The sequence below is a fragment of the Duganella sp. GW821-FHT07F09 genome (genome assembly GCF_059418705.1).
This window is the reverse complement of sequence record NZ_JBWKQJ010000005.1, coordinates 98,802-121,658: the sequence shown is the minus strand read 5'-3', so window position 1 is coordinate 121,658 and position 22,857 is coordinate 98,802. Positions and strand designations below refer to the sequence as shown.

19 protein-coding genes and 1 pseudogene are annotated in these 22,857 nt (G+C 66.0%); 6 read left to right on the top strand and 14 right to left on the bottom strand.

Annotation, left to right across the window (positions count from 1 at the left end; all coding sequences use genetic code 11):
- Positions 1-100: 100 nt before the first annotated feature.
- From AC07P1_RS14980 to AC07P1_RS14965, 4 genes are all read right to left on the bottom strand, one after another.
- On the bottom strand, positions 101-1,252 hold the full coding sequence (locus AC07P1_RS14980) for a DegT/DnrJ/EryC1/StrS family aminotransferase (RefSeq protein ID WP_494696568.1): 1,152 nt from the start codon (positions 1,250-1,252) through the stop codon (positions 101-103).
- A gap of 183 nt (positions 1,253-1,435) precedes the next feature.
- A complete protein-coding gene (locus AC07P1_RS14975; protein WP_494696567.1) occupies positions 1,436-3,670 on the bottom strand; it encodes a xanthine dehydrogenase family protein molybdopterin-binding subunit in 2,235 nt (744 codons plus the stop codon).
- 10 nt (positions 3,671-3,680) lie between these two features.
- Positions 3,681-4,154, bottom strand: a complete 474-nt coding sequence (locus AC07P1_RS14970; protein WP_494696566.1) for a (2Fe-2S)-binding protein — start codon at positions 4,152-4,154, stop codon at positions 3,681-3,683.
- Positions 4,155-4,270: 116 nt separating this feature from the next.
- Positions 4,271-5,116 (bottom strand): SDR family oxidoreductase, encoded by an 846-nt coding sequence (locus tag AC07P1_RS14965; protein WP_494696565.1) that lies wholly within the window; start codon positions 5,114-5,116, stop codon positions 4,271-4,273.
- A gap of 238 nt (positions 5,117-5,354) precedes the next feature.
- Here AC07P1_RS14965 and AC07P1_RS14960 point away from each other — a divergent pair, with 238 nt between their 5' ends.
- The 3 genes from AC07P1_RS14960 (at position 5,355) to AC07P1_RS14950 (ending at position 8,487) form a co-directional block, all read left to right on the top strand.
- A complete protein-coding gene (locus AC07P1_RS14960) occupies positions 5,355-5,561 on the top strand; it encodes a hypothetical protein (RefSeq protein ID WP_494696564.1) in 207 nt (68 codons plus the stop codon).
- A gap of 217 nt (positions 5,562-5,778) precedes the next feature.
- Positions 5,779-6,864: a porin gene (locus AC07P1_RS14955; RefSeq protein ID WP_494696563.1), complete on the top strand. Its 1,086-nt coding sequence runs from the start codon at positions 5,779-5,781 to the stop codon at positions 6,862-6,864.
- 39 nt (positions 6,865-6,903) lie between these two features.
- The gene (locus AC07P1_RS14950; protein WP_494696562.1) at positions 6,904-8,487 is read left to right on the top strand and encodes a tannase/feruloyl esterase family alpha/beta hydrolase; all 1,584 of its coding nucleotides are present in this window, start codon (positions 6,904-6,906) and stop codon (positions 8,485-8,487) included.
- Positions 8,488-8,622: 135 nt separating this feature from the next.
- Here the strand turns inward: AC07P1_RS14950 and AC07P1_RS14945 are convergent, their stop codons facing one another.
- From AC07P1_RS14945 to AC07P1_RS14930, 4 genes are read right to left on the bottom strand one after another with little or no spacing between them, the layout of a single operon-like run.
- Entirely contained in the window at positions 8,623-9,315 is a 693-nt protein-coding gene (locus AC07P1_RS14945; protein WP_494696561.1) for a Crp/Fnr family transcriptional regulator, read from the bottom strand.
- A 23-nt stretch (positions 9,316-9,338) separates the two neighbouring features.
- Positions 9,339-10,007 carry a glutathione S-transferase family protein gene (locus AC07P1_RS14940; protein WP_494696560.1) on the bottom strand — a complete coding sequence of 223 codons (669 nt, stop codon included), beginning with the start codon at positions 10,005-10,007 and terminating at the stop codon, positions 9,339-9,341.
- Entirely contained in the window at positions 10,004-11,686 is a 1,683-nt protein-coding gene (locus AC07P1_RS14935; protein ID WP_494696559.1) for an AMP-binding protein, read from the bottom strand. The genes AC07P1_RS14940 and AC07P1_RS14935 overlap by 4 nt, the downstream gene beginning before the upstream one ends.
- Positions 11,687-11,723: 37 nt before the next feature.
- Complete coding sequence (locus tag AC07P1_RS14930) at positions 11,724-12,932, bottom strand: ABC transporter substrate-binding protein (protein WP_494696558.1); 1,209 nt, start codon at positions 12,930-12,932, stop codon at positions 11,724-11,726.
- A gap of 288 nt (positions 12,933-13,220) precedes the next feature.
- Between AC07P1_RS14930 and AC07P1_RS14925 the strand changes: the two genes are divergently transcribed.
- Positions 13,221-13,685: a cache domain-containing protein gene (locus tag AC07P1_RS14925; protein ID WP_494696557.1), complete on the top strand. Its 465-nt coding sequence runs from the start codon at positions 13,221-13,223 to the stop codon at positions 13,683-13,685.
- Between the two features lie 9 nt (positions 13,686-13,694).
- Here the strand turns inward: AC07P1_RS14925 and AC07P1_RS14920 are convergent, their stop codons facing one another.
- Complete coding sequence (locus AC07P1_RS14920) at positions 13,695-14,600, bottom strand: AraC family transcriptional regulator (protein ID WP_494696556.1); 906 nt, start codon at positions 14,598-14,600, stop codon at positions 13,695-13,697.
- Between the two features lie 199 nt (positions 14,601-14,799).
- Between AC07P1_RS14920 and AC07P1_RS14915 the strand changes: the two genes are divergently transcribed.
- Both AC07P1_RS14915 and AC07P1_RS14910 read left to right on the top strand, forming a co-directional pair.
- Positions 14,800-15,405: an NAD(P)H-dependent oxidoreductase gene (locus tag AC07P1_RS14915; protein WP_494696555.1), complete on the top strand. Its 606-nt coding sequence runs from the start codon at positions 14,800-14,802 to the stop codon at positions 15,403-15,405.
- A gap of 319 nt (positions 15,406-15,724) precedes the next feature.
- Positions 15,725-15,838, top strand: a pseudogene (locus AC07P1_RS14910) (helix-turn-helix domain-containing transcriptional regulator); the annotation flags it as partial.
- A 41-nt stretch (positions 15,839-15,879) separates the two neighbouring features.
- On the opposite strand, the gene AC07P1_RS14905 reads toward AC07P1_RS14910, so the two are convergent.
- From AC07P1_RS14905 to AC07P1_RS14885, 5 genes are all read right to left on the bottom strand, one after another.
- On the bottom strand, positions 15,880-17,178 hold the full coding sequence (locus AC07P1_RS14905; RefSeq protein WP_494696554.1) for a peptide MFS transporter: 1,299 nt from the start codon (positions 17,176-17,178) through the stop codon (positions 15,880-15,882).
- A gap of 39 nt (positions 17,179-17,217) precedes the next feature.
- The gene (locus AC07P1_RS14900) at positions 17,218-18,351 is read right to left on the bottom strand and encodes an NAD(P)/FAD-dependent oxidoreductase (RefSeq protein WP_494696553.1); all 1,134 of its coding nucleotides are present in this window, start codon (positions 18,349-18,351) and stop codon (positions 17,218-17,220) included.
- A gap of 214 nt (positions 18,352-18,565) precedes the next feature.
- Positions 18,566-19,264 carry a helix-turn-helix domain-containing protein gene (locus tag AC07P1_RS14895; protein ID WP_363509066.1) on the bottom strand — a complete coding sequence of 233 codons (699 nt, stop codon included), beginning with the start codon at positions 19,262-19,264 and terminating at the stop codon, positions 18,566-18,568.
- Positions 19,265-19,341: 77 nt separating this feature from the next.
- On the bottom strand, positions 19,342-20,829 hold the full coding sequence (locus tag AC07P1_RS14890) for a M81 family metallopeptidase (protein ID WP_494696552.1): 1,488 nt from the start codon (positions 20,827-20,829) through the stop codon (positions 19,342-19,344).
- Between the two features lie 28 nt (positions 20,830-20,857).
- The gene (locus tag AC07P1_RS14885; protein ID WP_494696551.1) at positions 20,858-22,840 is read right to left on the bottom strand and encodes a serine hydrolase domain-containing protein; all 1,983 of its coding nucleotides are present in this window, start codon (positions 22,838-22,840) and stop codon (positions 20,858-20,860) included.
- Between the last annotated feature and the right edge of the window lie 17 nt (positions 22,841-22,857).

Sequence of the window (22,857 nt, the reverse complement as noted above, 5' to 3'; positions counted from 1 at the left end):
CTGGACGGCGGCGCCGGGCGCGCGGCCAGGGCGTCGTCGAGCAGTGCGTCGCCGCCTCCGGTGAACGGCCGACGCGCCGTATCATGCATGGCATCGAGGTTCATTGGGGCACCCGCTGGTGGATCAGGATCGATTCGACGGCCGCCACCACGCGCTCGACATCGTCGAAAGTCATCGCGTGGAACATCGGCAAGGTCACCGTCAGGCGGCCGACGCGCTCGGCGACCGGGAACATGCCTTCCGCGTAGCCGCGCGCGCGGTACAGGCTGAACAAATGAATCGCCGCGTAATGGAAACCGGTGCCGATCCCCCGGCGCGCCATCGCCTCCATGAAATCGGCGCGCGTGGACGGCCCCCGGTCGGGCAGGATGATCTGGAACAGATGCCAGTTGGTGTGGTCGAAATCGGCCAGCGGCAGCCGGGCGCCGCTGGCGGCTTCGAAGCCAGCGCCGAAGCGGGCGAAATAGTGGCGCGCCAGCGCGCGCCGGTGCGCGGTGACGGCCTCGATGTTGGCGAACTGGCCCAGGCCGATGGCCGCCATGATGTCGCTCATGTTGTGCTTGCCGCCGGGGAGATCGACATCGATGCCGTCGATCCCGCTTCGGGTGACGCCCTGCAGGCGGTGCCTGGCGGCCAGCGCCGCCTCGTCCGCCTCGTTCAGCACCAGGCAGCCGCCCTCGCCCGTGGTCAGGTTCTTATTGGCTTGAAAGCTGAACGACACCAGATCGCCGAAGGCGCCGATGGGCCGGCCCCGCCAGTGCGATCCGAACGCCTGCGCGGCGTCCTCGACCACGCGCAGCCGGTGGCGCGCGGCGATCGCGTACAGGCGCTCCATGTCCACCGGCAGGCCGGATAAATGAACCGGGATCAGCGCGCGCGTGCGCGGCGTGATGGCGGCTTCAAGTCGATCGAGATCGATGTTGCGGGTGGCCGGGTCGATATCGGCGAACACCGGCGTCGCGCCGACGGCGAGGATGACATTGGCGGTGGCCGGCCACGAGATTGGTGTCGTGATCACCTCGTCGCCGTGACCGACGCCGGCCACGCGCAGGGCAATCTCCAAGGTGCAGGTGCCGGAGCTGAAGGTCAATACGGGCCGCCCGCCAAAATAGGCGGACAGGCGCTCCTCGAACTCGCGTACTTTGGGGCCGCTGGTGATCCAGCCGGAGCGCAGCACGTCGCCGACGGCGGCGATGGTGGCCTCGTCGATGGTGGGTCGGGAGAACGGCAGGAAAGGCAACTCGCGCGTCATGGGCGATAGCCACCAACGCGGGGCGCGCGTTCCGGTGTGAAGGTTACTTGTTTGGTCGAGGTGAAAATACGCGGGAACCGCATGATTGTTTCTCCGAGTGCCGAGGCTGGGAGATCATAATCAGGCTAGTTCACTTACTGAACACTTACCGGGGGAAGTGATTGACTATCCCCCGGCCGTCCCTCACGCTAGTTTGAACGGCATGTCGCGCACCGGCTTGCCGGTCACCCGCGCCAGCGCGTTGGCGAAGGCCGGCGCCAGCGGCGGCAGGCCCGGTTCGCCGATGCCGGTCGGCGGTTCGGCGCTCGGCACGATGTGCACATCGACGGCCGGCATGCTGGTCATCCGGGGCACCGCGAAGTCGCCGAAATTGCTTTGCTCGACCACGCCGTCCTTGAGCGTGATCGCCGCGCCGGGCAGGCACATCGACAATCCCATCAGCGCCCCGCCCTGCACCTGCGCCTCGATGCTGCGCGGATTGACCGCCAGGTTGCAGTGCACGCCGGCGGTGACGCGGTGCAGCACCGGCTCGCCCTCCTTGACCGACGCCTCGACCACATACGCCACCACGCTGTCGAACGATTCGTGCACCGCCACGCCCCAGGCGCGGCCAGCCGCAAGGCGGCGCTTGCCGTAGCCGCTCTTGTCGACCGCCAACTGCAGCGCCGCGCGGTGGCGCGCCTGCTTCGGGCTGAGGAGCTTCATGCGGTACGCCACCGGGTCCTGCTTCGTCATGCGCGCGATCTCGTCGACCAGCGTCTCCATGACGAACGCCGTGTGGTTGGAGCCTACGCTGCGCCACCACAAGACCGGCACGTTCTGCTTCGGATGATGCACGGTCAGGCGCATCGGGAAAGGATACGGATCGCGCATGCCTTCGGTGGCGGTGCCGTCGATGCCGTTCTTTACCTGGAACGGTTCGAATGGCGAGCCGGCCGTGATCGACTGGCCGACGATGGCGTGGTCCCACGCCAGCACGTTGCCGCTGGCGTCGAAGCCGATGTGGGCGCGGTGCAGGTGCATCGGACGGTAGTAGCCGCCACGGATGTCGTCCTCGCGGCTCCACACCGTGCGGATAGGCGCGATCACACCGGCCGCGCGGGCGGCCTTGGCGATCTGGCACGCCTCCACCACGAAGTCGTTGGTGGGGACGGCGCGGCGGCCGAAACCGCCGCCGGCCACCGCCACGTTCATCTTGACCTTGTCCTGCTTGAGGCCCAGCACGCGGGCGGCGGCGGCGGCGTCCAGGCCAGGCATCTGGGTGCCGGTCCACACCTCTGCGGCGCCGTCGTCGAGCTTGACGGTGCAGTTCAACGGCTCCATCGGCGCATGGGCGAGATACGGGAACACGAAGTCCGCCTTAATGCTCAACGGCGCGCCGGCCAGCGGCGCCATGTCGGCGTCGAACTTGCGGTTGCCGGGCTGGCCGGCCAGCTCGCGGTACCGGGCGAGCTGCTTTTCGCTGTCGACCTTTTCGACGTCGTCGGTGTTCCATTCCAGTTTCAGGGCGTCGCGCCCGCGCTTGGCGTTCCAGTAGCCATCGGCCACCACGGCCACGCCTTCCGCGCCACGGTCGAGCGGCACGCGCAGCACGGCGCGCACGCCCTTGATGGCGCGCGCGGCGCCGTCGTCGACCGTCTTAATGCGGGCGCCGAACACCGGCGGCCGCGCGACCACCGCCGTCAGTTGGCCTTCCAGACGGGTATCGATGCCGAACGCCTGCTTGCCGCTGCTCTTGGCCTTGGCGTCGATGCGGCCGGTGGCGCGGCCGATGATGCGGAAGTCCTTGGGGTCCTTCAGCACCACCTTTTGCGGCACCGGCAGCGCGGCGGCGGCCTGCGCCAGTTCGCCATAACTTAACTGGCGTCCGCCAGGCCCCAGCACCTTGCCGGCGCGGGTTTGCAAGGTCGCCACATCGACGTTCCAGCGCTGCGCGGCGGCCGTCAGCAGCATGGCGCGGGCGCGCGCGCCCAGTTCGCGGTACTGGATATAACTGTGCTTGATCGCGCCGGAGCCGCCGGTCATGTGCAGGCCGAACACCGGATCGATATACGCCGGATCGTCCGTGCCCATCCGCGCGGTGACGAGCGACCAGTCGGCGTCGAGCTCCTCGGCCAGGATCATCGGCAGCCCGGTCTGCACGCCCTGGCCGAACTCGAGCCGGTTGATGGTCACCGTGACGACGCCGTCGGGCGCGATCCGCACGAAGGCCAGCGGCTGCTCGGTCGGCTTGAGGCCGGTGGACTCCTGCGCCATCGCCATGCCCGGGAACGTTCCCAGCGCCAGGCCGGACAAGCCCATCACCTTGAGGAAGGCGCGGCGCGGCGGGCTGGCCGTGGCCACGACGGTGCCCTGTTCGCGCTCGATCATGTTTTGCAGCGCGCGCGGCAATTCTGTGGGATTGAAGTTGGTCAGCATGGTGATTCCTTTAAGCGAGGGTGCGGGCGGCGTCGGCGACGGCGGCGCGGATGCGGGCGTAGGTGCCGCAACGGCAAATATTGCCGGCCATGGCGGACTCGATCTCGGCGACGGTCGGCTGCTTCCCGCGCGGCAGCGTTTTGAGGAAGGCGATCGCGCTCATGATCTGGCCGCTCTGGCAGTAGCCGCACTGGGCGACGTCGTGCTTGACCCACGCCGCGTGCACCGCCTTGCCGACGCGGTCGCTGCCGTCGGTGGCCGCTTCGATGGTGGTGATCTTCTTGCCGTCGGCGGCGGAGACCGGCGTGACGCACGAGCGGATCGCCTGGCCGTCGAGGTGCACGGTGCAGGCGCCGCACAGCGCCGCGCCGCAGCCGAACTTGGTGCCCGTCAGCCCGAGCGTGTCACGCAGCGCCCACAGGATGGGCGTCTCGGCGTCGACATCGATGGCGCGCGCGCTGCCGTTGACATTGAGTGTGGTCATGGTAAGCGTATCTCCAGTGAAATTTTATCCACTGGAAGTATGACTTCGACCGCCCTGATACCGGTTGCCGAATCCGATCGATATCTTGCCTAAACCGCCGATCTTTCCGAACAAACTCACCACACGTCGCCGTAGGACAACGAGGACGACAGGGCGCGGTGGGTGTTCGCTTGTTCCAACAAGGTGTCCGCGCGCGCCTCGAACGCCTGCACGGCGTCGATACCGCCGGCGAAACGCGTCGGCGGCGCGTCGAGCGCGGCGACCTGCATGATCGCGCCAGCCAGCCTGGCCGGATCGCCGGGCTGCGTGCCATCCATCTTTTTCCATGCCGCCACGGTCTCCTTGGTGCGCTCGGCATAGTCGGCGATGGAGGTGGCGGCGAACGTGGTCGAGTCGTCGGTCAACAGGCTGGTCCGGAAGAAACCCGGTTCGACCAGCATCGTCCGGATGCCGAACGGCGCCACCTCAAGACCCAGCGACTCCATCCAGCCCTCGACGGCGAATTTCGCGCCGGCATACGCGCTACAGAAGGGAAAGCCGACGATGCCGGCGGTGGACGAGATCGAGATCAGCAGGCCGGAGCGCTGATCGCGCATCAGCGGCAGCACGGCGCGGGCGACGTTCATCGGCCCGAACAGCAGCGTCTCGAACTGGCTGCGTACTTGGCCGGCGCTCAGCTCCTCGAAGAACCCGGCGTGGAAGTTACCCGCGTTGTTGACCACGACATCGATGCCGCCGAACGTTTCCACCGCTTCGCGCACCGCCACTTGGGCCTCGCCGGGGTTGGTCACGTCGAGCCGGACGGTGAGCAAACCGGCGTGTTCGCCCAGCGCCTGGGCCACCTTGCGCGGATCGCGTCCAGTGGCCACGACGCAATGTCCGGCCGCCAGCGCAGCCTTGGCGAGCTCGAGGCCGAGGCCGCGGCCGGCTCCCGTGATCAGCCATGTTTTTTTCTCGGTCATGTGGGTTCCTTTGCGTGGGTGGAAGATGGTAAAAACGGTGCCAGTGTAAAGCGGCCGGTACCGATTCACGTTGCCGGAACCGACGCGGTCCTTGCCCGATTCGACGGTTCTGCGCCGTCGCGCCACGCCGGGCATGGCCACCCCGTCCGCGACGGCGCCAATGTAACGAGGTGGACAGTTCGGCGACGACATCGGTGCTAGGCTAGCCACCATTGACGATAAAGAAAGGTGAAGGACCTTGCGTTCAGCGAACGTTCCCGCATTCGAATTCCTGCGCATCGGCGGCGGCTTCCGCCGCATACTGATGTCGGAACTGGGACAAGAGCAGTTATGCTGCCGATGCAACGAACCCTGGCCGATGGACCTGGAGTTCTACAACGTCTCCGGCGGCGGCGTGAGCTATGAGTGCAAGGCCTGCGTGCAAGAGCGCCGCAAAAAAAAATAGCCCGAAAAACAGTCCGCCACCGGCCGGCGGCCGCCGGTCCCCTCCCCCTCTCCTGCCCACCGTTGTCCGCCAACGGTAAAAAATCGGCATTGTCATCAGCATGACAAAGTCGGCGATGGTTCTCGCATACGCTGGAAAAACCGGCCTGGATGCGATCCGCGGGCCGCCGCACGCTGGAGGTCGGATCGACACCATCTTTCAATCAATGGAAAATAAAATGAAAAAAATATTGGAGACACTGACTTTGCTGGGCGTATGCGGAACCATGGCGGGGGCGCACGCGCAATCGTCGGTCGCCATCTACGGCACCCTGGACGCGGGGATCGCCAAGGTCTCGGGGGCGACGGCGCAAATCTCGAAACGCGACAACAACAAGCTGGGATTTCGCGGGGTCGAGGATCTCGGCAACAACCTGAAGGCGCTGTTCCAACTGGAGATCCGCTTCGAATCGGACACCGGCACCGTCGAATCGGGCTCGCGTCCGTTGTTCCAGGGCCAGAGCCGGGTCGGCCTGCAGGGCGGCTTCGGCACCGTGCGGCTGGGGCGCGGCCTGACGGCGTACCAGGAGTCGAGCATCCCGTTCGAGCCGTGGAACGGCCTGCCAACCGTGGTGCCCGGCTCACCCGGCGGCGCCATCGGCCCGGGCTTCCAGTCCGACCTGCACGTGGCCGGCTATACCAGCGACGCGCTCGGACCGGCGGGCAACTCGCGCAACCGTCTCTCCAACGCGGTGTTCTACAACTCGCCGGTGTTTGGCGGCTTCCAGGTCAACCTCACGGTCGGCGCCAAGGAGGCCAACGGCAACCCGGCGCTGATTGGACGCGGCACCGCGCTGGCGCCGCAATACCCCGCCAACAGCGCGCCCTCGGCCAACCCCTACTCGGTCAGCACGACCTATAGCCTGGGCCGCTTCGGCGCGATGGCCGCCTACGAGCGCAACGCGGTCGAATCGAAGATATGGGCCGTGGCGGCGTCGTTCCGGCCGACGCCCGATCTGAAGCTAATGGGTTCGTATCAGAAGCAGGACCAGAGCCATACCATGCTGGTCAACCCCGACACCAGGGCCTGGCTGCTGGGCGCGAACTACACCGTGGGCGTCGGCAAGATCCTGCTGGGCTACGGCCAGCGGGTACCGGACGGCGCGCCGCACGTGAAGCAGGCGTCGGTCGGCTACGAGCACAACCTGTCTACCCGCACCTACCTGTACGCCGATCTGTCGAATAAGAAAACCCCGCCGACGGGCAGCCCGAACGTGTTGGGCAGCTATACCTACTACGGGGTCGGCGTGCACCACAACTTCTGACCGCAGGATCGACTCAATAAAAATATCAGGGGACATCAAATGAAACAGTACATCAAGCATATTTTCAACCCGACGCTCGCATGCGCGACGCTGCTCATGGCCGGCTGCGGCGGCAACGATGGCGCCAACATCACGCCCGACACGCGGCAACCCACCGCCCGCCAAGCCTGCGACGCGCTCAAAGGCCAGTCCCTCGGCGGCGCGACGATAGGCTCCGCCGTCCTTGTGGCGCCGGCGGCGACGATCCCAACCTATTGCAGGATCTCGGCAAAAATCGAGCCCGGTCTGAACTTCGAGCTGCGCCTGCCGGACAGCTGGAACGGCAAGCTCTACTACGGTGGCGGCGGCGGATACAACGGCGTCATCCCGGACGCCAGCGGTTTCAATCTCAACGCCCTGCTGCAAGGCTACGCCACGGTCAACAGCGACTCGGGCCACCAGGGCTCGCCGCTGGACGCCTCCTTCGCGCTCAACGATACCAATGCCGCGCAACTGTTCGGCAGCCTCTCCATTCCGACCGTGATGTCGTCGGCGCTCGACATGGTCAGGACGGCCTACGGCGCGGCGCCGAAGCGCGCCTATTTCGAGGGCTGCTCGAACGGCGGGCGCGAGGCCCTAATGACGGCGCAACGCTACCCCAACCTGTTCGACGGCATCATCGCGCGCGCGCCGGCCTATAACTGGGTCGGCTTCATGGGCGCGTTCAACCGCACCGCCGTGGCGTTGGCGGCCCCGGGCGGACAGTTTACCAGCGCGAAACTGGCGTTGCTGGCGCGATCGGTGCGCAACGCCTGCGACGGCAAGGATGGCATCGTCGACGGCATGGTCTCCAATCCCGCCGCCTGCACCGCCACCGATTTCAATCCGGCGTCGCTGCGTTGCGCCGGCGGCGGCGACGCTGGCGACGCCTGCCTGTCGGACGCGCAGCTGGCCGTGGTGGGGTCGTGGACCACGCCGGCCGTCTTCAGCGGCAGCCCGACCTACCGCAACGCCGGCTGGCAGCTCAGCGGCAACGAGGACGATCCGGGCGCTTGGCCGGCCTGGGTCACGGGAAACGGCAACGTGCAGGGCGCGCTGCAGTTCCTCTTCCAGGACACGACGGTGAAGAACTACCTGGCGCGCAATCCGGGCGCCGATTCGCTGACCTACGGGCCGTTCGATCAGAACCAGGCCGCGCTGTACGCGCTGGAGGCGCTGAACTCGGCCACCAGCACCGATCTGCGGCCGTTTAAAAACAGTGGCGGAAAGCTGATCCTGTGGCACGGCACCAACGACTCGGCGTTGAGCTACCAGTCAACGACCGAGTATTACCAGGGTTTGCAGACACGGTTAGGCGGCGCCGGCGCGGTCGACGAGTTCGCGCGGTATTATCTGGCGCCGGCGGTCGACCACTGCGCCGGCGGGCCGGGCGCGGACAATAGCGACTTGCTCACCGCGCTCGATAACTGGGTGGACAAGAACGCCGCGCCGGCGACGCTGAGCGCGTCCAGGCTGGCGGGCGACGGCAAGGTGGAATTGAGCCGGCCGCTGTGTCCGTATCCGCAGTACCCGAGGTATACGGGGCCGGCGAACGATGCGCAGGCGGGGAAATTAGCGGCGAATTATTCTTGCACGCAGCCGTAGGGCGGATTAGCGCAGCGTAATCCGCCATGCATGCGCCGCGTTGACGCATACATGGCGGATTACGGCGTTCCGCCTAATCCGCCCTACGTGTCTCCCCGATAATGCGGACGTCCCGGGCCACAGGCCCCTCCATATTCACGCCTCCGCCTCCGAGGCGAAGGCGCGCAGCGCCGCGATGTCGAGTATCCGGATCGTGCCGTAGCTGGCTTGCAGCAGCTGCGCGTCCTCAAGCCGGTGCAGCGCGCGGTTCACCAACTGGCGCGACACACCGGCCAACAGCGCAATCTCCTCCTGCGAAATCCGCAGCATCGTCGCCGTGCCCGGATACAGCTCGGCGTTGAACAATTCGGCCAGACAATGCGCCACGTGCCGTTCCGGCGCCGATGAACGGAAATGCTCCACGCGAATTACAAACTGCGCCAGCCTGGCGTTCAACTGCTCGATCAAAAAGCGATTGAACGGCAGGCTGCACCCCAGCAGCCAGTGGAACGTCGCCGCCGGCACCTGCGCCAGATGGCTCGCGCGCAGCGCCACCACGTCGTAAGGACGATTCTCGTTCTTCAGCACCGAGCCCTCGCCGAACCAGCCGCCCGTGGGGATGCCGATCAGCGACGTCGGCCGTCCCTCGCGCGTGACGTTGGAGACCTTCACCAGCCCTTCGACCACGCCGTACCAGTATTCGGCGCGCACGCCGCGATGGCAGACCGTCTGTCCGCCCTCCGCCATCAGCTCCGACGTATCGCCGAGTACCCGCCGCAACTGCTCCGCCGTCAAACCACGGCCCCACAAGGACGATGCTATGAATTCTTCGATCTGCTCACTCGCCATTGTCTACAATTCAAGGTTACTGTTCACGGCGACTGCAATGGAGCGGGAACGACGCTGACACCTTGTACAGTGGCGGCGGCGATTTCCGCAGCACGGGCTCGGCCGTACCCATCCCGCTGCTTCAATCTCCGCCAATAATACCGCACCGATTGCGGAAACTCGGCCTCCAGCCCGAGATACTCGGCCAGCAACAGCGCATAGCCGACCGATATGTCGGCCATCGTGAAGCGGCCGGCGCACAACCAGTCCCGTTCCGCCAGCAGCGGCTCCAGGGTCCTCAGCCTGCCGAGGAACCAGCGGCGGTAATCGGCCACGGCCTGCGGCAGGCGGCGCTCGGCCGCTTCCAGCCGCTCATAACGCAGCACGATCGTTTGCGGGAATGTCAGCGTGGCTTCGCCGAAGTGCAGCCAGTTCAGGAACGGACCGTAATCGCCCTCCTCCGGCGCGACGACCAGGCTTGAGGGACCGTACTTTACGCCCAGATAGTGGCAGATCGCGGCCGATTCCGTCATGCGCAGCTCACCGTCGCACAGCAGCGGCACCGTGCCGAGCGGATTGAGCTGAAGATAGCTTCTGTCGATCGCGCGGGGCGGAAAGGCCAGCATCTTCAGCTCATAATCCAGCGACAGCTCTTCCAGCGCCCACAAGGGCCTGAACGAGCGCGCGGCGACGCAGTGATACAAGCTGATCATGCCGCAGCGAGCCCAAGGTCGCCGGCGACCTGTTCGCGCAGTACGAACTTTTGAATTTTCCCGGTGACCGTCATCGGGAAGGCGTCCACGAACACGACGTAGCGCGGCACCTTGTAGTACGCGATCTGACCCTGGCAGAAGGCGCGGATCTCCTCGGCGTCGGCTTGCATGCCCGGGCGCAGGATGACGCAGGCGCAGAGCTCCTCGCCGTATTTCTTGTCCGGCACGCCGACGCATTGCACGTCCTGGATCTTGGGGTGCCGGTACAGGAATTCCTCGACCTCGCGCGGGTAGATATTCTCGCCGCCACGAATGACCATGTCCTTGGAGCGGCCGACGATGGTGGCATAGCCCTCTTCGTCGATGACGGCCAGGTCGCCGGTATGCATCCAGCGCGCCGCGTCGATGGTTTCGCGGGTCTTTTCGTCGTCGCCCCAGTAACCGAGCATGACCGAGTAGCCGCGCGTGAGCAATTCGCCCTTGACGCCGCGCGGCACGATGCGCCCGGAGCCGTCGACGATCTTGACCTCCAGATGCGGATGCACGCGGCCGATGGTGGACACGCGCAGCGCAACCGGGTCGTCGGTCGAACTTTGGAAACTGACCGGCGACGTCTCGGTCATGCCATAGGCGATGGTGATCTCGTTCATGTGCATGGTGCCGATGACCCGGTTCATCACCTCGGTTGGGCAAGGCGAGCCGGCCATGATGCCGGTGCGCAAGGTCGACAAATCATAGTTGCCGAACTCAGGATGATCGAGGATGGCGATGAACATCGTCGGCACGCCGTGCAAGGCCGTGCAGCGTTCCGCCTGCACCGTCTCCAGCACAGCCTTGGGCTCGAAGCCCTCGCCGGGGAACACCATCGCGGCGCCGTGCGTGACGCAGGCCAGGTTGCCCAGCACCATGCCGAAGCAGTGGTATAGCGGCACCGGGATGCACAGCCGGTCGTCGGCGTCCAGGCGCATCGCCTCGCCGATGAAGAAGCCGTTGTTGAGGATGTTGTGGTGGGTCAGGGTCGCGCCCTTGGGCGCGCCGGTGGTGCCGGATGTGAACTGGATGTTGACCGGGTCGTCGAACTGCAGCGCCTCCTCCACCTGCGCCAGATGCGCGAGCTGGTCGCCCGTGGGCGGGGCCAGCAACTCGCTGAAGTTGAACATGCCGTCGGTGCGCTCGTCGCCCAGCCGGATCACATGGCGCAGATGCGGCAGCCGGTCGGACTGCAAGGCGCCGGGCTTGGCGTGGTGGATGGCCGGCACGACGTCGCGCACGATGGCGATGTAGTCGCTCGACTTGAACGCCGGCGCCAGGATCAGCGCGCTGCATTGCACTTTGTCGAGCACGTACTCGAGCTCGGAGCGCCGGTACGATGGATTGATGTTCACCATGATCAGTCCGGCCCTCGCGGTGGCGAACTGCACCAGCACCCACTCGGCGCAGTTCTGCGACCAGATGCCGACCCGGTCGCCCGGCTTTAGGCCGAGCTTGAGCAGGCCGGCGGCGACGCGGGTCACGCGCTCGTCGAACTCGCGGTAAGTCCAGCGCACGTTTTGATGGGGCACCACCACGGCGTCGCTGTCGCCGTGGCGCGCGGCGACCGAGGCCAGATACGGGCCGATCGTCACACCGATGAGCGGCACGTCGTGGGCGCCGTGAACGTAGCTCAAATTTTCCTGCATAAAATCTCCTTGTGGCTAGCGCCACGCGCTGTCTCAACTATTTTTTCACCAGCGGGCAACCCGACTGCGCCAGCGGGCGGAACGCCTCGTTGCCCGGGATGACGTCGACCACCTTGTAGTAATCCCAAGGCGATTTCGACTCGGCCGGTTTCTTCACTTGTAACAGTAGCATGTCGTGCACCATTCGGCCGTCCGCACGCAAGGTGCCCTTCGGGATGATGACGTCGTTGACGGGCAGCTCGCGCATCTTTTTCATGACGGCGGCCGTGTCGTCGGTGCCTGCCGCCTTGACCGCTTTCAGATAGTGCGTCACGGCCGAATACATGCCGGCCTGCGCCATCGTCGGCATCTTCTTTTGGATCGCGAAGAAGCGCTTGGACCACGCGCGCGTGCCATCGTTGTAGTCCCAGTAGAAGCCCTCGGTCAGGTACATGTCCTGCGCGTATTTGAGGCCGATGGCGTGGACGTCGCTGATGAACATCAGCAGCGGCGCCACCACCATGCCCTTGGCGGCGATGCCGAACTCGCCCGCCTGCTTGACGGCGTTGACGGCGTCGCCGCCGGCGTTGGCCAGGCCCATGACCTTGGCCTTCGACGCCTGCGCCTGCATCAGATAGGAGGAAAAATCGTTGCTGTTCAACGGGTGCCTGGCCGAACCGAGCACCTTGCCGCCGCCGGCCGTGACCACGTCGGACACGTCCTTCTCCAGCGACTTGCCGAAGGCGTAGTCGGCGGTGAGGAAGTACCAGCTGTCGCCGCCGCGCTTGAGGAGTGCCTTGCCGGTGCCCACCGAGCTGGAATAGGTGTCGTACATCCAGTGCACGCTGGTGCTGGTGCATTTTTCGTTGGAAATGACGCTGGAGGCCGAGCCGACAACGATGGCGAGCTTGTTCTTTTGCTGGGCGATGTCCATCACGGCCAACGCGGCGTTGGTCGGCACCAGGTCCATCAGCACGTCGACGTTCTGCTGGTCGATCCATTCGCGCGCCTTGTTGGCGGCGACGTCGGCCTTGTTGTGGCTGTCGGCCGAGATCAATTCGATCGGCTTGCCGAGCACGGTCTTGCCGAAGTCCTCGATCGCCATGCGGGCGGCGACGATCGAGCCCTGCCCCGACAGGTCCGAGTACAGGCCGGACAGATCGGTGAGCACGCCGATTTTGACGGTGTTATTGCTAACCTGGGCGGTGGCGCCGGCCGTGACGGCGGTCAGCATGGCGGCGGCCAGCGACATCTGCGTAAGCTTCATGGTTTGTCTCCGTTATATTTTCTATTTTTTACGCTTACGTAAACGTAAGTCAACAATCAGCGTAGCACCGATGGTTGGCCCGGATTGTCCGCGCGGCGACAATTGGACGGTTTTTTGTCGAGTTGTTTTGCTGCAACGTTTTTCCGTTCCCGATGCGAATTGTCGATGCCGTTACGTTTCCGCGCCGATGTACGGACTACGATAAGAGGGCGTGCTAAAAACGCGCTGAAGAAAGCCGCTGCCGTGCGGGCGCGAAGAGCATAAAGACAATCTTTCAAGGAGACGAGAATGAAACAACTGCTGAAGTCGATGTCCGTCGCGGCCTGCGTGCTGGCCCTCCATATCCCGGTGTTGGCGGCCGACGACCGCGGCACCGCCGCCGAAGCCACCGCGCTGGTCCAGCGCGCCGCCGAGTACCTGAAGGCTAACGGCCCGGCCAAATCCTACGCCGCCTTCAACGACACGGCCGGCCAGTTCAAGGACCGCGACCTGTATGTCTTCGTCATGGATATGAACGGCAAGATGCTCTCGCACGGCGCCAATCCCAAGCTGATCGGCAAGGACCTGACCAACCTGAAGGACTCGGACGACAAGCTCTTCATCAAGACGATGCTCGACGTCGCCAAGACCAAGGGCAAGGGCTGGGTCGACTACAAGTGGCCGCATCCGGTCACCAAGGCGATCGAACCGAAATCGACCTATGTCGAGAAGGTGGACGACCTGGTCATCGGCTGCGGCATCTATAAACAATAAAGCGGGCCGTCACGACTCCTGCAGGCGCCGGATGTCCCTGAGCGGCGGCGCGCCGAACAGGCGCGTGTATTCGCGGCTGAACTGGGAGGCGCTCTCGTAGCCCACCCGCATGGCGGCGCTGCCGGCGTCGATATCCTCGTTGAGCATCAACTGGCGCGCGTCCTGCAGGCGCAGCTGCTTCAGGTATTGCAAGGGGCTCATGCCGGCCACCTCGCGGAAGTGTTGGCGGAAAGTGGACGGGCTCATGTGCGCCTGCGTGGCCAGGTCGTCCATCGGAAAATTCTTCGTGAAGTGCTGCTTCAGCCAGGCGATCACCCTGGCGATCTGCTGGCTCGGCGAGCCGGCCATGACGAGGCGGCGCAACGTCGGTCCGTGTTCGCCGGTGAGCAGACGCACGACGATCTCCTGCCGCACCAGCGGTCCCACCAACGGCACCAGGGCCGGCTCCCGCAGCAGGCGCAGCAGCTGGATCAACGCGCGCCGCAAACCGGCATCCGGCGTGGCCACCGTCAGCCCCAGGGACGAGCCGCTCGTCGCCGGCGTGGGGAAATCCATGGTAGCGGCCACCTGCCCGATGACGCGGGCGTCGAGTTGCAGCCACAGGCCCAGATACGGCTCGGCGGGGCTGGCGCGCGTCACATAGGTGACCACCGGCAGGTCGACCGATGTCACCAGGGTTTGTCCCGGCATGAAGTCGTGGATGTCGCTGCCCAGGGTCACCCGCTTTTCACCGCGCACCGTCATGCCCAGGCCCACGCCGTAGATGCAGGGCATGGGGGCGGTGGCGGCGCTGCGCCGGTACAGCATCAGCTCCGGGACCGGGGTGGCGTAATCGCCATCGGTTTGGGCAACCTCACTGATCAAGTCGGCCAGATCGTCTTCCGCCGCCGACGGCGTTTCCACTCCAACATTCATCGCATCCCCGCGTGCAAGCCAATAGCCCACAGCGTAGCACGGCATGCCGGCTTGTTTTCCGGCCCGCGTGACGACTCGTCAAATCAGGCAAAAAGCCCATCGGATCCGGCAACCGGTTTTGACCAGCGCGGCACCACAATGTCGGCACTCAGCAACAATTCACCGCCGCATGCGAATGCGGCCATCACCAGGATCAACGATGAAAAAAGTACTAGTTATTAACGCGCACCAGTTTTATGAAGGCTTCGCCCCCGGCAAGTTAAACCAGAAAATGGCCTCGGTCATCAAGGAAGAAATGGCGCAGAGGCGCTACCAGGTCATGGAAACGACGATACAGGACGGCTACGATATCGCCGCCGAAGTGCAAAAACACGTGGATGCCGACCTGATCGTGCTGCAAACGCCGGTCTACTGGTTCGGCACGCCGTGGATCTACAAGAAATATGTGGACGAGGTGTTCACTGCCGGACTGGTGCAGCAGAGCTTGCTGACGGATGATGGACGCACCCGCGACGATCCGGGCAAGCAATACGGCAGCGGCGGGAAGATGCAAGGCAAAAAATACATGCTGTCGCTGACGTGGAACGCGCCCGCCGCTGCCTTCGGCGACCCTCGGCAATCGCTGTTCGACGGCAAAACCGTCGATGATGTCTTCGTCGCCAACACCGCCAACTACAAGTTCTGCGGCGCCGAGATCCTGCCCTCCTTCTCCTGCCACGATGTGGTGAAGCAGCCCGATGTCGAGGGAGACGTCGCGCGGCTGCGCAAGCATCTCGCCGTGCTCGGGTTCGACTACCATCTCTGATACGGAAGCGCCGTTAATCAACGGCTAATAGCCACCGCCAAGGCTTTGCAGAGCGCCGCGGTGCCGGCGGCGTAGCGGCAACCGGCGGCGCCCCTGCCCACAACAATTCGAATTAATCTAAAACACGTAGGGCGGATTAGCGAAGCGTAATCGGCCATGCATGCTTCGTCGGCGGCTCATACATGGCCGATTACGGCGTTCCGCCTAATCCGCCCTACGTGTCTCCCGGGACTGTCAATGCCAGGCGGACTTAATGGTCGTGGCGACCGGAAGCGCCAAACCCGACACGGTACAGATGGCGGCCGTCAGCATGAAGAAACCTTCCCTTTACCGCGCGCTGTCCCCGAATGGCAACCCAACCGTGAAAACGCTGCTGGCCGTGCTCACTGCTGCGGGCCTGAAATTAGGCGTGCATCGCGTAGTCAGCTTGTAACTCCAACTTCCCCTTCCGACGCGGCCGGGCCGTCGTACCCCTTACGCCGGCTTATCGACTGGAATCGCGGCCGCAGCAGACACGACCGCGCTTGACCGATGCGCCCGGTGGATCGCATACAGCGCCAAACCCGCTACGGTACAAATGCCCGCCATCAGCATGAAGAAACCTTGCGGCGTGACCAGCTCCCACAGGGCGCCGGCGAACCCCGACAGCAGATTGCCGGTGAACGAACAAAAGAACCAGGCGGCGATGGTGGTGGCGGCGAAGCGCTTGGGCGCCAGGCTGGCGAACAGGCCGAGCCCGACGGGAAGGATGTACAGCTCGGCCAACGTGAAGATGCCAAAGAAGGCCACCAGCCACAGCCAGCTGATGGCGTAGCCGCCGGCGCCGCTGACGACGATCAACGCCGCCAGCATGGCATAGGCGGCGCCGACGCCGATGGCGCCCTTGCTCATGCGCTCGAGCGCCGGCGTGGCCCGGCCCCTGGCGGCGCGGCCCGTCCAAACGCGCACCAATATCGGGCTAAGCAGAAAGACGAACATCGGATTGAGCGACTGGAACCAGGTGACGGGGATCGTCAACCCGAACGCCTGGCGCTCCACCGCCGCGTCGGCCCAGATGGCGAAGGTGTTGCCGGTCTGCTCGTAGGCGACGCGGAACAGCATGACGGCGAGCGCGACGGCGACCAGCATGCGGATGTTGCCGCCGCCGTCGCCGGCCGCCACCGGCTCGAACCGCTCGCCCGTCCTGGAGACCTCGGCGGGCAAATGCTTGCCGCCCAAAATATAGATCGCCAGGCCGAGGCACATGCCGATACCGGCCGCGCCGAAGCCGTAATGCCAGCCGTACACCTCGCCGAGCGTGCCGCAAATCAGCGGCGCGAGGAAGGCACCAAGATTAATGCCGACATAATAGACATTGAACGCGGCGCCGGCGCGCGGATCGCCCTGGGGGTACAGCAGCGGCACCTGGCTGGGCAGATTCGGCAGGAACAGTCCGTTGCCGATCGCGATGACGACCATGGCCGGGAAAAACAAGGCTTCGAACGCCATCATGAAGTGGCCGACGGCCATCAGCGCGCCGCCGGCGACGACAGCCCTTCTGCGGCCCAGCCAGCGGTCGGCGATCAGGCCGCCGAAGATCGGCGTCAGGTAGACGCCGGCCGCGTACGCGCCGAACACGACCGAGGAGAACGCCTGCGTGTAGTGCAGTTCCTTGGTCATGTAATAGATTTGCAGCGCGCGCATGCCGAAGAACGAGAACTTCTCCCACATCTCGGTCAGGAACAGTATCGTCAAACCCTTGGGCTGGCCGAACCAGGTGTCGTTGTCACGCATGATCGTCGTCCGTGGGCGGGATGGGCATGGCGGCGCGCGTCAGCATGGGAAGCGCGCCGGACTGATACGGGCCGGATCGAAGCCGGACAAGGCCGGCAAGGCGCCGGCGTCCTCGCCCAACAGCACCGAGGCGTAATAGCGGCCGGCGCCGGGCGCCGACTGGATGCCGTAGCCGCCCTGGCCCGCCGCCCAGAAAAAGTCGGGGACTTTGGGGTCGTATCCGCCCACCAGTTCGCCGTCGGCGACGAAGCTGCGCAGTCCGGCCCACACGTGCGTGGGACGGCGGATGCGCAAGGTGGTCATGCGTTCGATGTTGTCGATGGCGATGGCGATGTCGAGTTCCTCGGCCTGCACGTCGTGCGGCGTGACGGGATCGGCGTTGCAGGGGGAGCCCAGCAGCATTCCGGCGTCCGGCTTGATGTAGAACGATTCCTGTACATCGAGAAATAGCGGCCAGTGCGACGAGGCGATGCCCTCGGGCGGCGCGAACAGGAAGGCCGAGCGGCGTTTGGGCACCAGGCCGACCGGGTCCGCGCCGGCCATCCGGGCAACCGCGTCGGCCCAGGCGCCGGCGGCGTTGACGACCACCGGCGCCTGGTAAACGCGGCCCGCGGTGGTGACGGTCCACTGGCCGTCGCTGCGGCGCAGCCCGGTGACGGCGGCGTCGTAGAGGGTCAGCCCGCCGTGTTGGCGCGTGCCGCGCAGGAAGCCCTGCAACAGCGCGTCGACGTCGATGTCCGAGGCGTCCTGCTCGAGCACGCCGCCGATGACGTGCTCCGGACGCAGCACCGGCAGAAACTCCAGCGCCTCCCGTGCGTCCAGGCGCCGGGCCGCCGACGAGGTGGCGCGTACCGAGGCCTCGTGGGCGTCGAGCTCGGCTTCCTGGCCGGGGCCGGCAAACACGAAGGCGCCCCTTGGCGACAACAGCGGATGCTCGCAGAAACCGGCGGGCGGATTCTTGAAGAAGTCGATGCCGGCACGGCTCAGTGCCCTCACCTGGTCGGGCCCGTAGCTTTCCATGAACAGCGCCGCCGAGCGTCCCGTGCTGTGATAACCCGGCTGCGTTTCGGCCTCGAGCACGATCACGCGCGCCTGGCGCGACAACCAGTAGGCGACCGACGCGCCGCCGATGCCGGCGCCGATGACGATGAAGTCCGCCGTTTCCTGACTCATACGACTCCCCAAGTTTTCAAAATAAGAAAATTATTCTATATACGAAAGATAGGCGAGTACGGGTAAGCGCGCAAGCGTTTTTTGGAATTTCGCGCACCGGGTCCGCACCGGCCGCGTGGACAGGCACGATCGGCCATCCGGCGAACGCGGGGCGGGTGAATTTTTTGGAATTGGAAAGGTTGAACGGGCGCGCGTCCGGCCCGTTCCGGAGGCGCTACTTCTTCGCTTTTTTGACCACCGGCGCCGGCGCCTGGGCCGGCGGCGCTTCCATCAGCGCGGTGTACATGGCTTCCTGGTTCGGCTCGTCCGAGGTGCAGACCGACAGCACGCGGCAGCAGCCTTCGCCGACGGCGATGTAGGCATGCGCCATGCCGCTGTCGAAATAGATCGAGTCGCCCGTCTCGAGCCGCGCCGGCGCGTACAGGTCGGTGTACAGATCGACCGTGCCCTCGAGGACCATGGCGAACTCTTCGCCGGGATGGCTGATCATCTCGCCGAACTCGGCCAGCGAGCGGGTGTGGATCTCTGCGATGATGGGCACGGCGCGCTTGTTGAGCAGGTCCGCCGCCGGGTACAGGTGCGAATAATTCGGCGTGTTGATGGCGTAGCCGGTGCCGCGCCGGTTGATGCTGCGCCGCCCGCTGGCGGCCGGTGCCGCCGGTTTGCCGACCGCCGCCGCGCCGCTGAACAGCTGCGAGATATCGACCTCCAGCGCGTTGCAGATGCGCAGCAACTTGTCATAGCTGAGCGACATCTTGTTGTTTTCGATCTTGGAGATCGTCGACATCGGCATGCCGCTGCGGGCGCCCGCCTCGATCAAGGTCATGCCGCGCTCCTTGCGGATGCGCCTGAGCGATTCGCCCAAATCGCCGTCCCGTTCCGTGCCGTGCGTGCTCGCGCGTTTAGTGGCCATGCGTATTCCCTGTAAGAGCGCTTATTATAGACGCCCTTGCCCGGATTGAAAACTCGGCGCGCCGCTTTTCCAGGATGCTAAATTCCTGCCGCGCCATGCGGATTCGCCACCCTCGGCCAGTGGTCGAGCAGGAACAGCCGATACGGGATGGCGGCGAAGTCGAAATCCATCGCGCCGGGCGTGCTGACGTAGTACACCTTGCGCGCCAGCGGCGCGAAATCCGCGTAAAAGTGCTGCGTCGATTTCACCACGACGATGGCCTTGTCGGCCAGCCCGATGCCGATGCCGGTGAAGGCGTCGGTGCCGTAGGTCTGGGTGCGGATCGACGACAGCAGCAGGTGCAGGCCGTTGGCGGCCTCGACCCAGACGCAGTCGCCCAGCCGCTCGCGCGCGCCCAGCGCGCCCTGGCTGTGGTTGGCGACGACGGCGCGCACGGTCACGCGCAGGTCGACCGGCTGGCCGGACGCCGGTCCGCACTTTCCCCCGACGCGCAAGTCGAGCTGCGCGCCGACGCCCGCGCTTCTGCAAATGTGCACCGCGCCCAGGTCCCAGATTGCGCCGAGGGCGACGTTGGCGATGCCGCGTTCTATCAACCGGCGCAGGATGAAGGTGCTGTCGCCGGCCGCGCCGCCCCCGGGATTGTCCGAGATGTCGGCCAGTACCACCGGACCGGAGCCCGCCGCGCCGCCGAGCCTATCTTCAAGCGCATGGTCGAGTGCGTCATCGATACCGACCACCTCCGGCCCGCTGCGCTCGCGCAGCGACCAGAACTCGCGCCCGAGCCGCTCGGCCACCGCGCGCGCCAGCGCCGGATCGTTGTCGGTGACGACCCACAGCTTGGCGCCCGCCTCCGGCACGTCGCCCCACGGAAAACTGTGGCCGAGCGAGACCGACAGCACGCCGGGCTCGCGCTCGGCCTCGCCCATGCGCGCGACGAAACCGCGCATCGGCTCGCGCGTGGTGTGCCACAGGCCCATCATCTTGCAGTCGAACACGGCGGTGACCGGCCGCACGCGCCGCGCCACCGTGTCCGACAGCAGCCGGTACAACTCGCGCCCGCGCTCCTCGGTGTCGGTGTGCGGATATTCCTTGAACGCGATGACGACGTCGGCCGCCGCGTGCAGCTGCCGGGTGAAGTGGCAATGCAGGTCGAGCTCGACGCCGACGGCCACGTCCGGACCGACGATGTCGCGGATGCGCGCCACCAGGTCGCCCTCGCAGTTGTCGTAGCCTTCGGCCGCCATGGCGCCGTGCAGCAGCAACTGCACGGCGTCGACCGGCAGCGCCGCGCGCAGGTCGGCCAGGATCTCGTCGCGCAGCGCCTCGTACACGTGGCGCACCGTGCGCCCGCCCGGCTGGGCCAGCGTGCACAGGCTTTCGACGACCTCGCCGCCGTCGGCCTCGACCAGCCCGCGCAGGAAACGCAGGAACGAGCCCGTGCCCTCTGGATCGCGGCGGCTGGCGTCGCCGTGGAAGATACCGATCCCCTCGAAGTCGCCCAGGCCGGTCGGCGCGGCGGCGAAGGTGTTGGTCTCGGTGGCGAAATGGGCGATAAAGAATTTCATGCGCTGCTCCGGTGCCTGTCGGCGGGTTTTAATAGTTCAGGTTCCACGTCATCAACTGGCCAACCACGCCGATCCAGACCACACCTAACAAGGCCAGCGCCACCAGCGCCGCCCAGACGCGCGTCAGCCGGGTGGCGCCGGCGCGCGGCATGCGCCAGGCCACCCAGACGCCGACACCGGCCGCGGCCACGGCGAGCAGGCCGCTCACCTCCAGCAGGCCGACCACCCAGTCGATCGCCGTGCGGTAGACGCCGACTTCGGTACTGAGCAAGGGCATGATCAGCAGGAACCACGCGCCCAGGTACAGCAAGGCCACGGCGACGGCGCCGCGTTGCAGCGCGCGCAGCCTTCGCACCTCGGGCGTGGCGCCGCTGGTGGCGCGGTCGGCGCGACGCAGCATGGCGCCCAGCGGCCATGCCAGCAGCGCGCACAACAGCGTCGCCACGGAAAACACCAGCACTCCCAGATTGAGCGCCGCCGAACGCGTCGCCGGCCCCTCCTGCAGCACCGACACCGGATTCTCGCTGTCGATGACGGTTTTGACGCCATCCACTTCCGTGAGCATCAGCGTCTGCTGGCCGCCGACCTTGCGCCAGCGCTGCGGGCCGATTTCGCGGTAGGTGGCGATGCCGCCGGTCGCCTCGGGCGCCGTGATGGTGCCGTCGGGATGGGCCGTGATGGCGCTCTGTTGCAGCAGATAGAGCAGGCTCAGGAAGCCGTGTTCGACCCGGCGCGAACTCTGGTAGCTGCCTGCGATGCGCTGCGCGTCGGCCACCGCCGATCCGAGCGCGGGCGGCATGGCGGCCGGCGCGGCGGGGAAATAGCGGTCCATGAAGCCGTCGAACAGTTCCTTGCGCGCGCCGTACACGGCGTCGTCCTTGCCACGGCTGTTGAAGGTGAAGAAGATGCCCACGCCCTCTCCCGGCAGCAGGTTCATTTCGGTGTGGTAGACAATGGTGTCGCCGCCATGGCCGATGACGTCGCGGCCGTTCTGCGTGCCACGGAAAAAGCCGTGCGCCATCACGCCGAAACCGGGAGCGGCCGATTCGCTGGGGCTGTGCATGCGCGCCGTGGTGGCCGCGTCGAGGATGCGGGCGCCGTCCACCGCTCCCTGGCCAAGGTGGGCCAGCATGAAGCGTGACATGTCGGCGGCGGTGGTGGTCAGCGAGCCCGCCGGCGCCGTGATCACCAGCTCGAATTCGGACGGCGGCTCGCCGCTCGTGCGGTAACCCTTCGACAGCCGGCCCGGGAAACCCTTGGGCAGCGGCTGGACGAAGGTCGAATGCAGCATGCCCAGTGGACGGAAGATGTGGCGCTCGACATAGGTCTCGAACGGCTCGCCCGAGACGCGCTGGACGATGTAGCCGGCCAGCGCGACGCCGTAGTTCGAATACGCCGGCACCGAGCCCGGCGCGAACAGCATCGGGCGCGGATGTTCCTTGAGGTAGCGCTCGGTCGTCTGCGCCTGCGCCGGATCGAAACCGAGCAGATCCTTGATGCCCTCCTCGAAGCCGGCGCGGTGGCTCATCAGGTGGCGCATCGTCACCGGCTTGCCGAAGCGCTCCTCGATCTTGAAGTCCAGGTAGTCGTTGACGCTGCGGTCGAGGTCGATCTTGCCCTGCGCCACCAGCTGCATGACGGCCGTCCAGGTAAACAGCTTGGACGTCGAGCCGGGCCGGACCAGCGAGGTGGCCGGGTCCATCGGCACGGCGGCGGCGACGTCGGCCAGGCCGTAACCCTTCTGCAGCAGCACCTTGCCGTCCTTGACGACGCTGATCACCATGCCGGCGATCTCGCCGCTCTTGAGCGCGTACGGCACCCTGCCATCTAGCCATGCGGACAGGTCGGTCGCGTCGAGCGTCCGGCCGGCGGCGGCGCCCGTTCCGCCACCATCCGGCGCCGACGCTTGTGGCGCCGGCGGCACTTGCGGATCGACGGGCGGCTTCTGCGCGGCCGCGCCCAGCGACAGGCAAAGCATGACGGCGGCTGGGAAAATGCTGCGTAGTTTCATCGAAAGGTCCTTCGCGC

What these genes read in the sequence shown, in the direction of transcription:
- AC07P1_RS14925 (WP_494696557.1), top strand. Translation starts at nt 13,221, where the DNA reads ATGAAACAACTGCTGAAGTCGATGTCCGTCGCGGCCTGCGTGCTGGCC.
- AC07P1_RS14970 (WP_494696566.1), bottom strand. Translation starts at nt 4,154, where the DNA reads ATGACCACACTCAATGTCAACGGCAGCGCGCGCGCCATCGATGTCGAC.
- AC07P1_RS14890 (WP_494696552.1), bottom strand. Translation starts at nt 20,829, where the DNA reads ATGAAATTCTTTATCGCCCATTTCGCCACCGAGACCAACACCTTCGCC.
- AC07P1_RS14955 (WP_494696563.1), top strand. Translation starts at nt 5,779, where the DNA reads ATGAAAAAAATATTGGAGACACTGACTTTGCTGGGCGTATGCGGAACC.
- AC07P1_RS14940 (WP_494696560.1), bottom strand. Translation starts at nt 10,007, where the DNA reads ATGATCAGCTTGTATCACTGCGTCGCCGCGCGCTCGTTCAGGCCCTTG.
- AC07P1_RS14895 (WP_363509066.1), bottom strand. Translation starts at nt 19,264, where the DNA reads ATGGCCACTAAACGCGCGAGCACGCACGGCACGGAACGGGACGGCGAT.
- AC07P1_RS14965 (WP_494696565.1), bottom strand. Translation starts at nt 5,116, where the DNA reads ATGACCGAGAAAAAAACATGGCTGATCACGGGAGCCGGCCGCGGCCTC.
- AC07P1_RS14905 (WP_494696554.1), bottom strand. Translation starts at nt 17,178, where the DNA reads ATGCGTGACAACGACACCTGGTTCGGCCAGCCCAAGGGTTTGACGATA.
- AC07P1_RS14920 (WP_494696556.1), bottom strand. Translation starts at nt 14,600, where the DNA reads ATGAATGTTGGAGTGGAAACGCCGTCGGCGGCGGAAGACGATCTGGCC.
- AC07P1_RS14980 (WP_494696568.1), bottom strand. Translation starts at nt 1,252, where the DNA reads ATGACGCGCGAGTTGCCTTTCCTGCCGTTCTCCCGACCCACCATCGAC.
- AC07P1_RS14900 (WP_494696553.1), bottom strand. Translation starts at nt 18,351, where the DNA reads ATGAGTCAGGAAACGGCGGACTTCATCGTCATCGGCGCCGGCATCGGC.
- AC07P1_RS14930 (WP_494696558.1), bottom strand. Translation starts at nt 12,932, where the DNA reads ATGAAGCTTACGCAGATGTCGCTGGCCGCCGCCATGCTGACCGCCGTC.
- AC07P1_RS14885 (WP_494696551.1), bottom strand. Translation starts at nt 22,840, where the DNA reads ATGAAACTACGCAGCATTTTCCCAGCCGCCGTCATGCTTTGCCTGTCG.
- AC07P1_RS14945 (WP_494696561.1), bottom strand. Translation starts at nt 9,315, where the DNA reads ATGGCGAGTGAGCAGATCGAAGAATTCATAGCATCGTCCTTGTGGGGC.
- AC07P1_RS14935 (WP_494696559.1), bottom strand. Translation starts at nt 11,686, where the DNA reads ATGCAGGAAAATTTGAGCTACGTTCACGGCGCCCACGACGTGCCGCTC.
- AC07P1_RS14950 (WP_494696562.1), top strand. Translation starts at nt 6,904, where the DNA reads ATGAAACAGTACATCAAGCATATTTTCAACCCGACGCTCGCATGCGCG.
- AC07P1_RS14975 (WP_494696567.1), bottom strand. Translation starts at nt 3,670, where the DNA reads ATGCTGACCAACTTCAATCCCACAGAATTGCCGCGCGCGCTGCAAAAC.
- AC07P1_RS14915 (WP_494696555.1), top strand. Translation starts at nt 14,800, where the DNA reads ATGAAAAAAGTACTAGTTATTAACGCGCACCAGTTTTATGAAGGCTTC.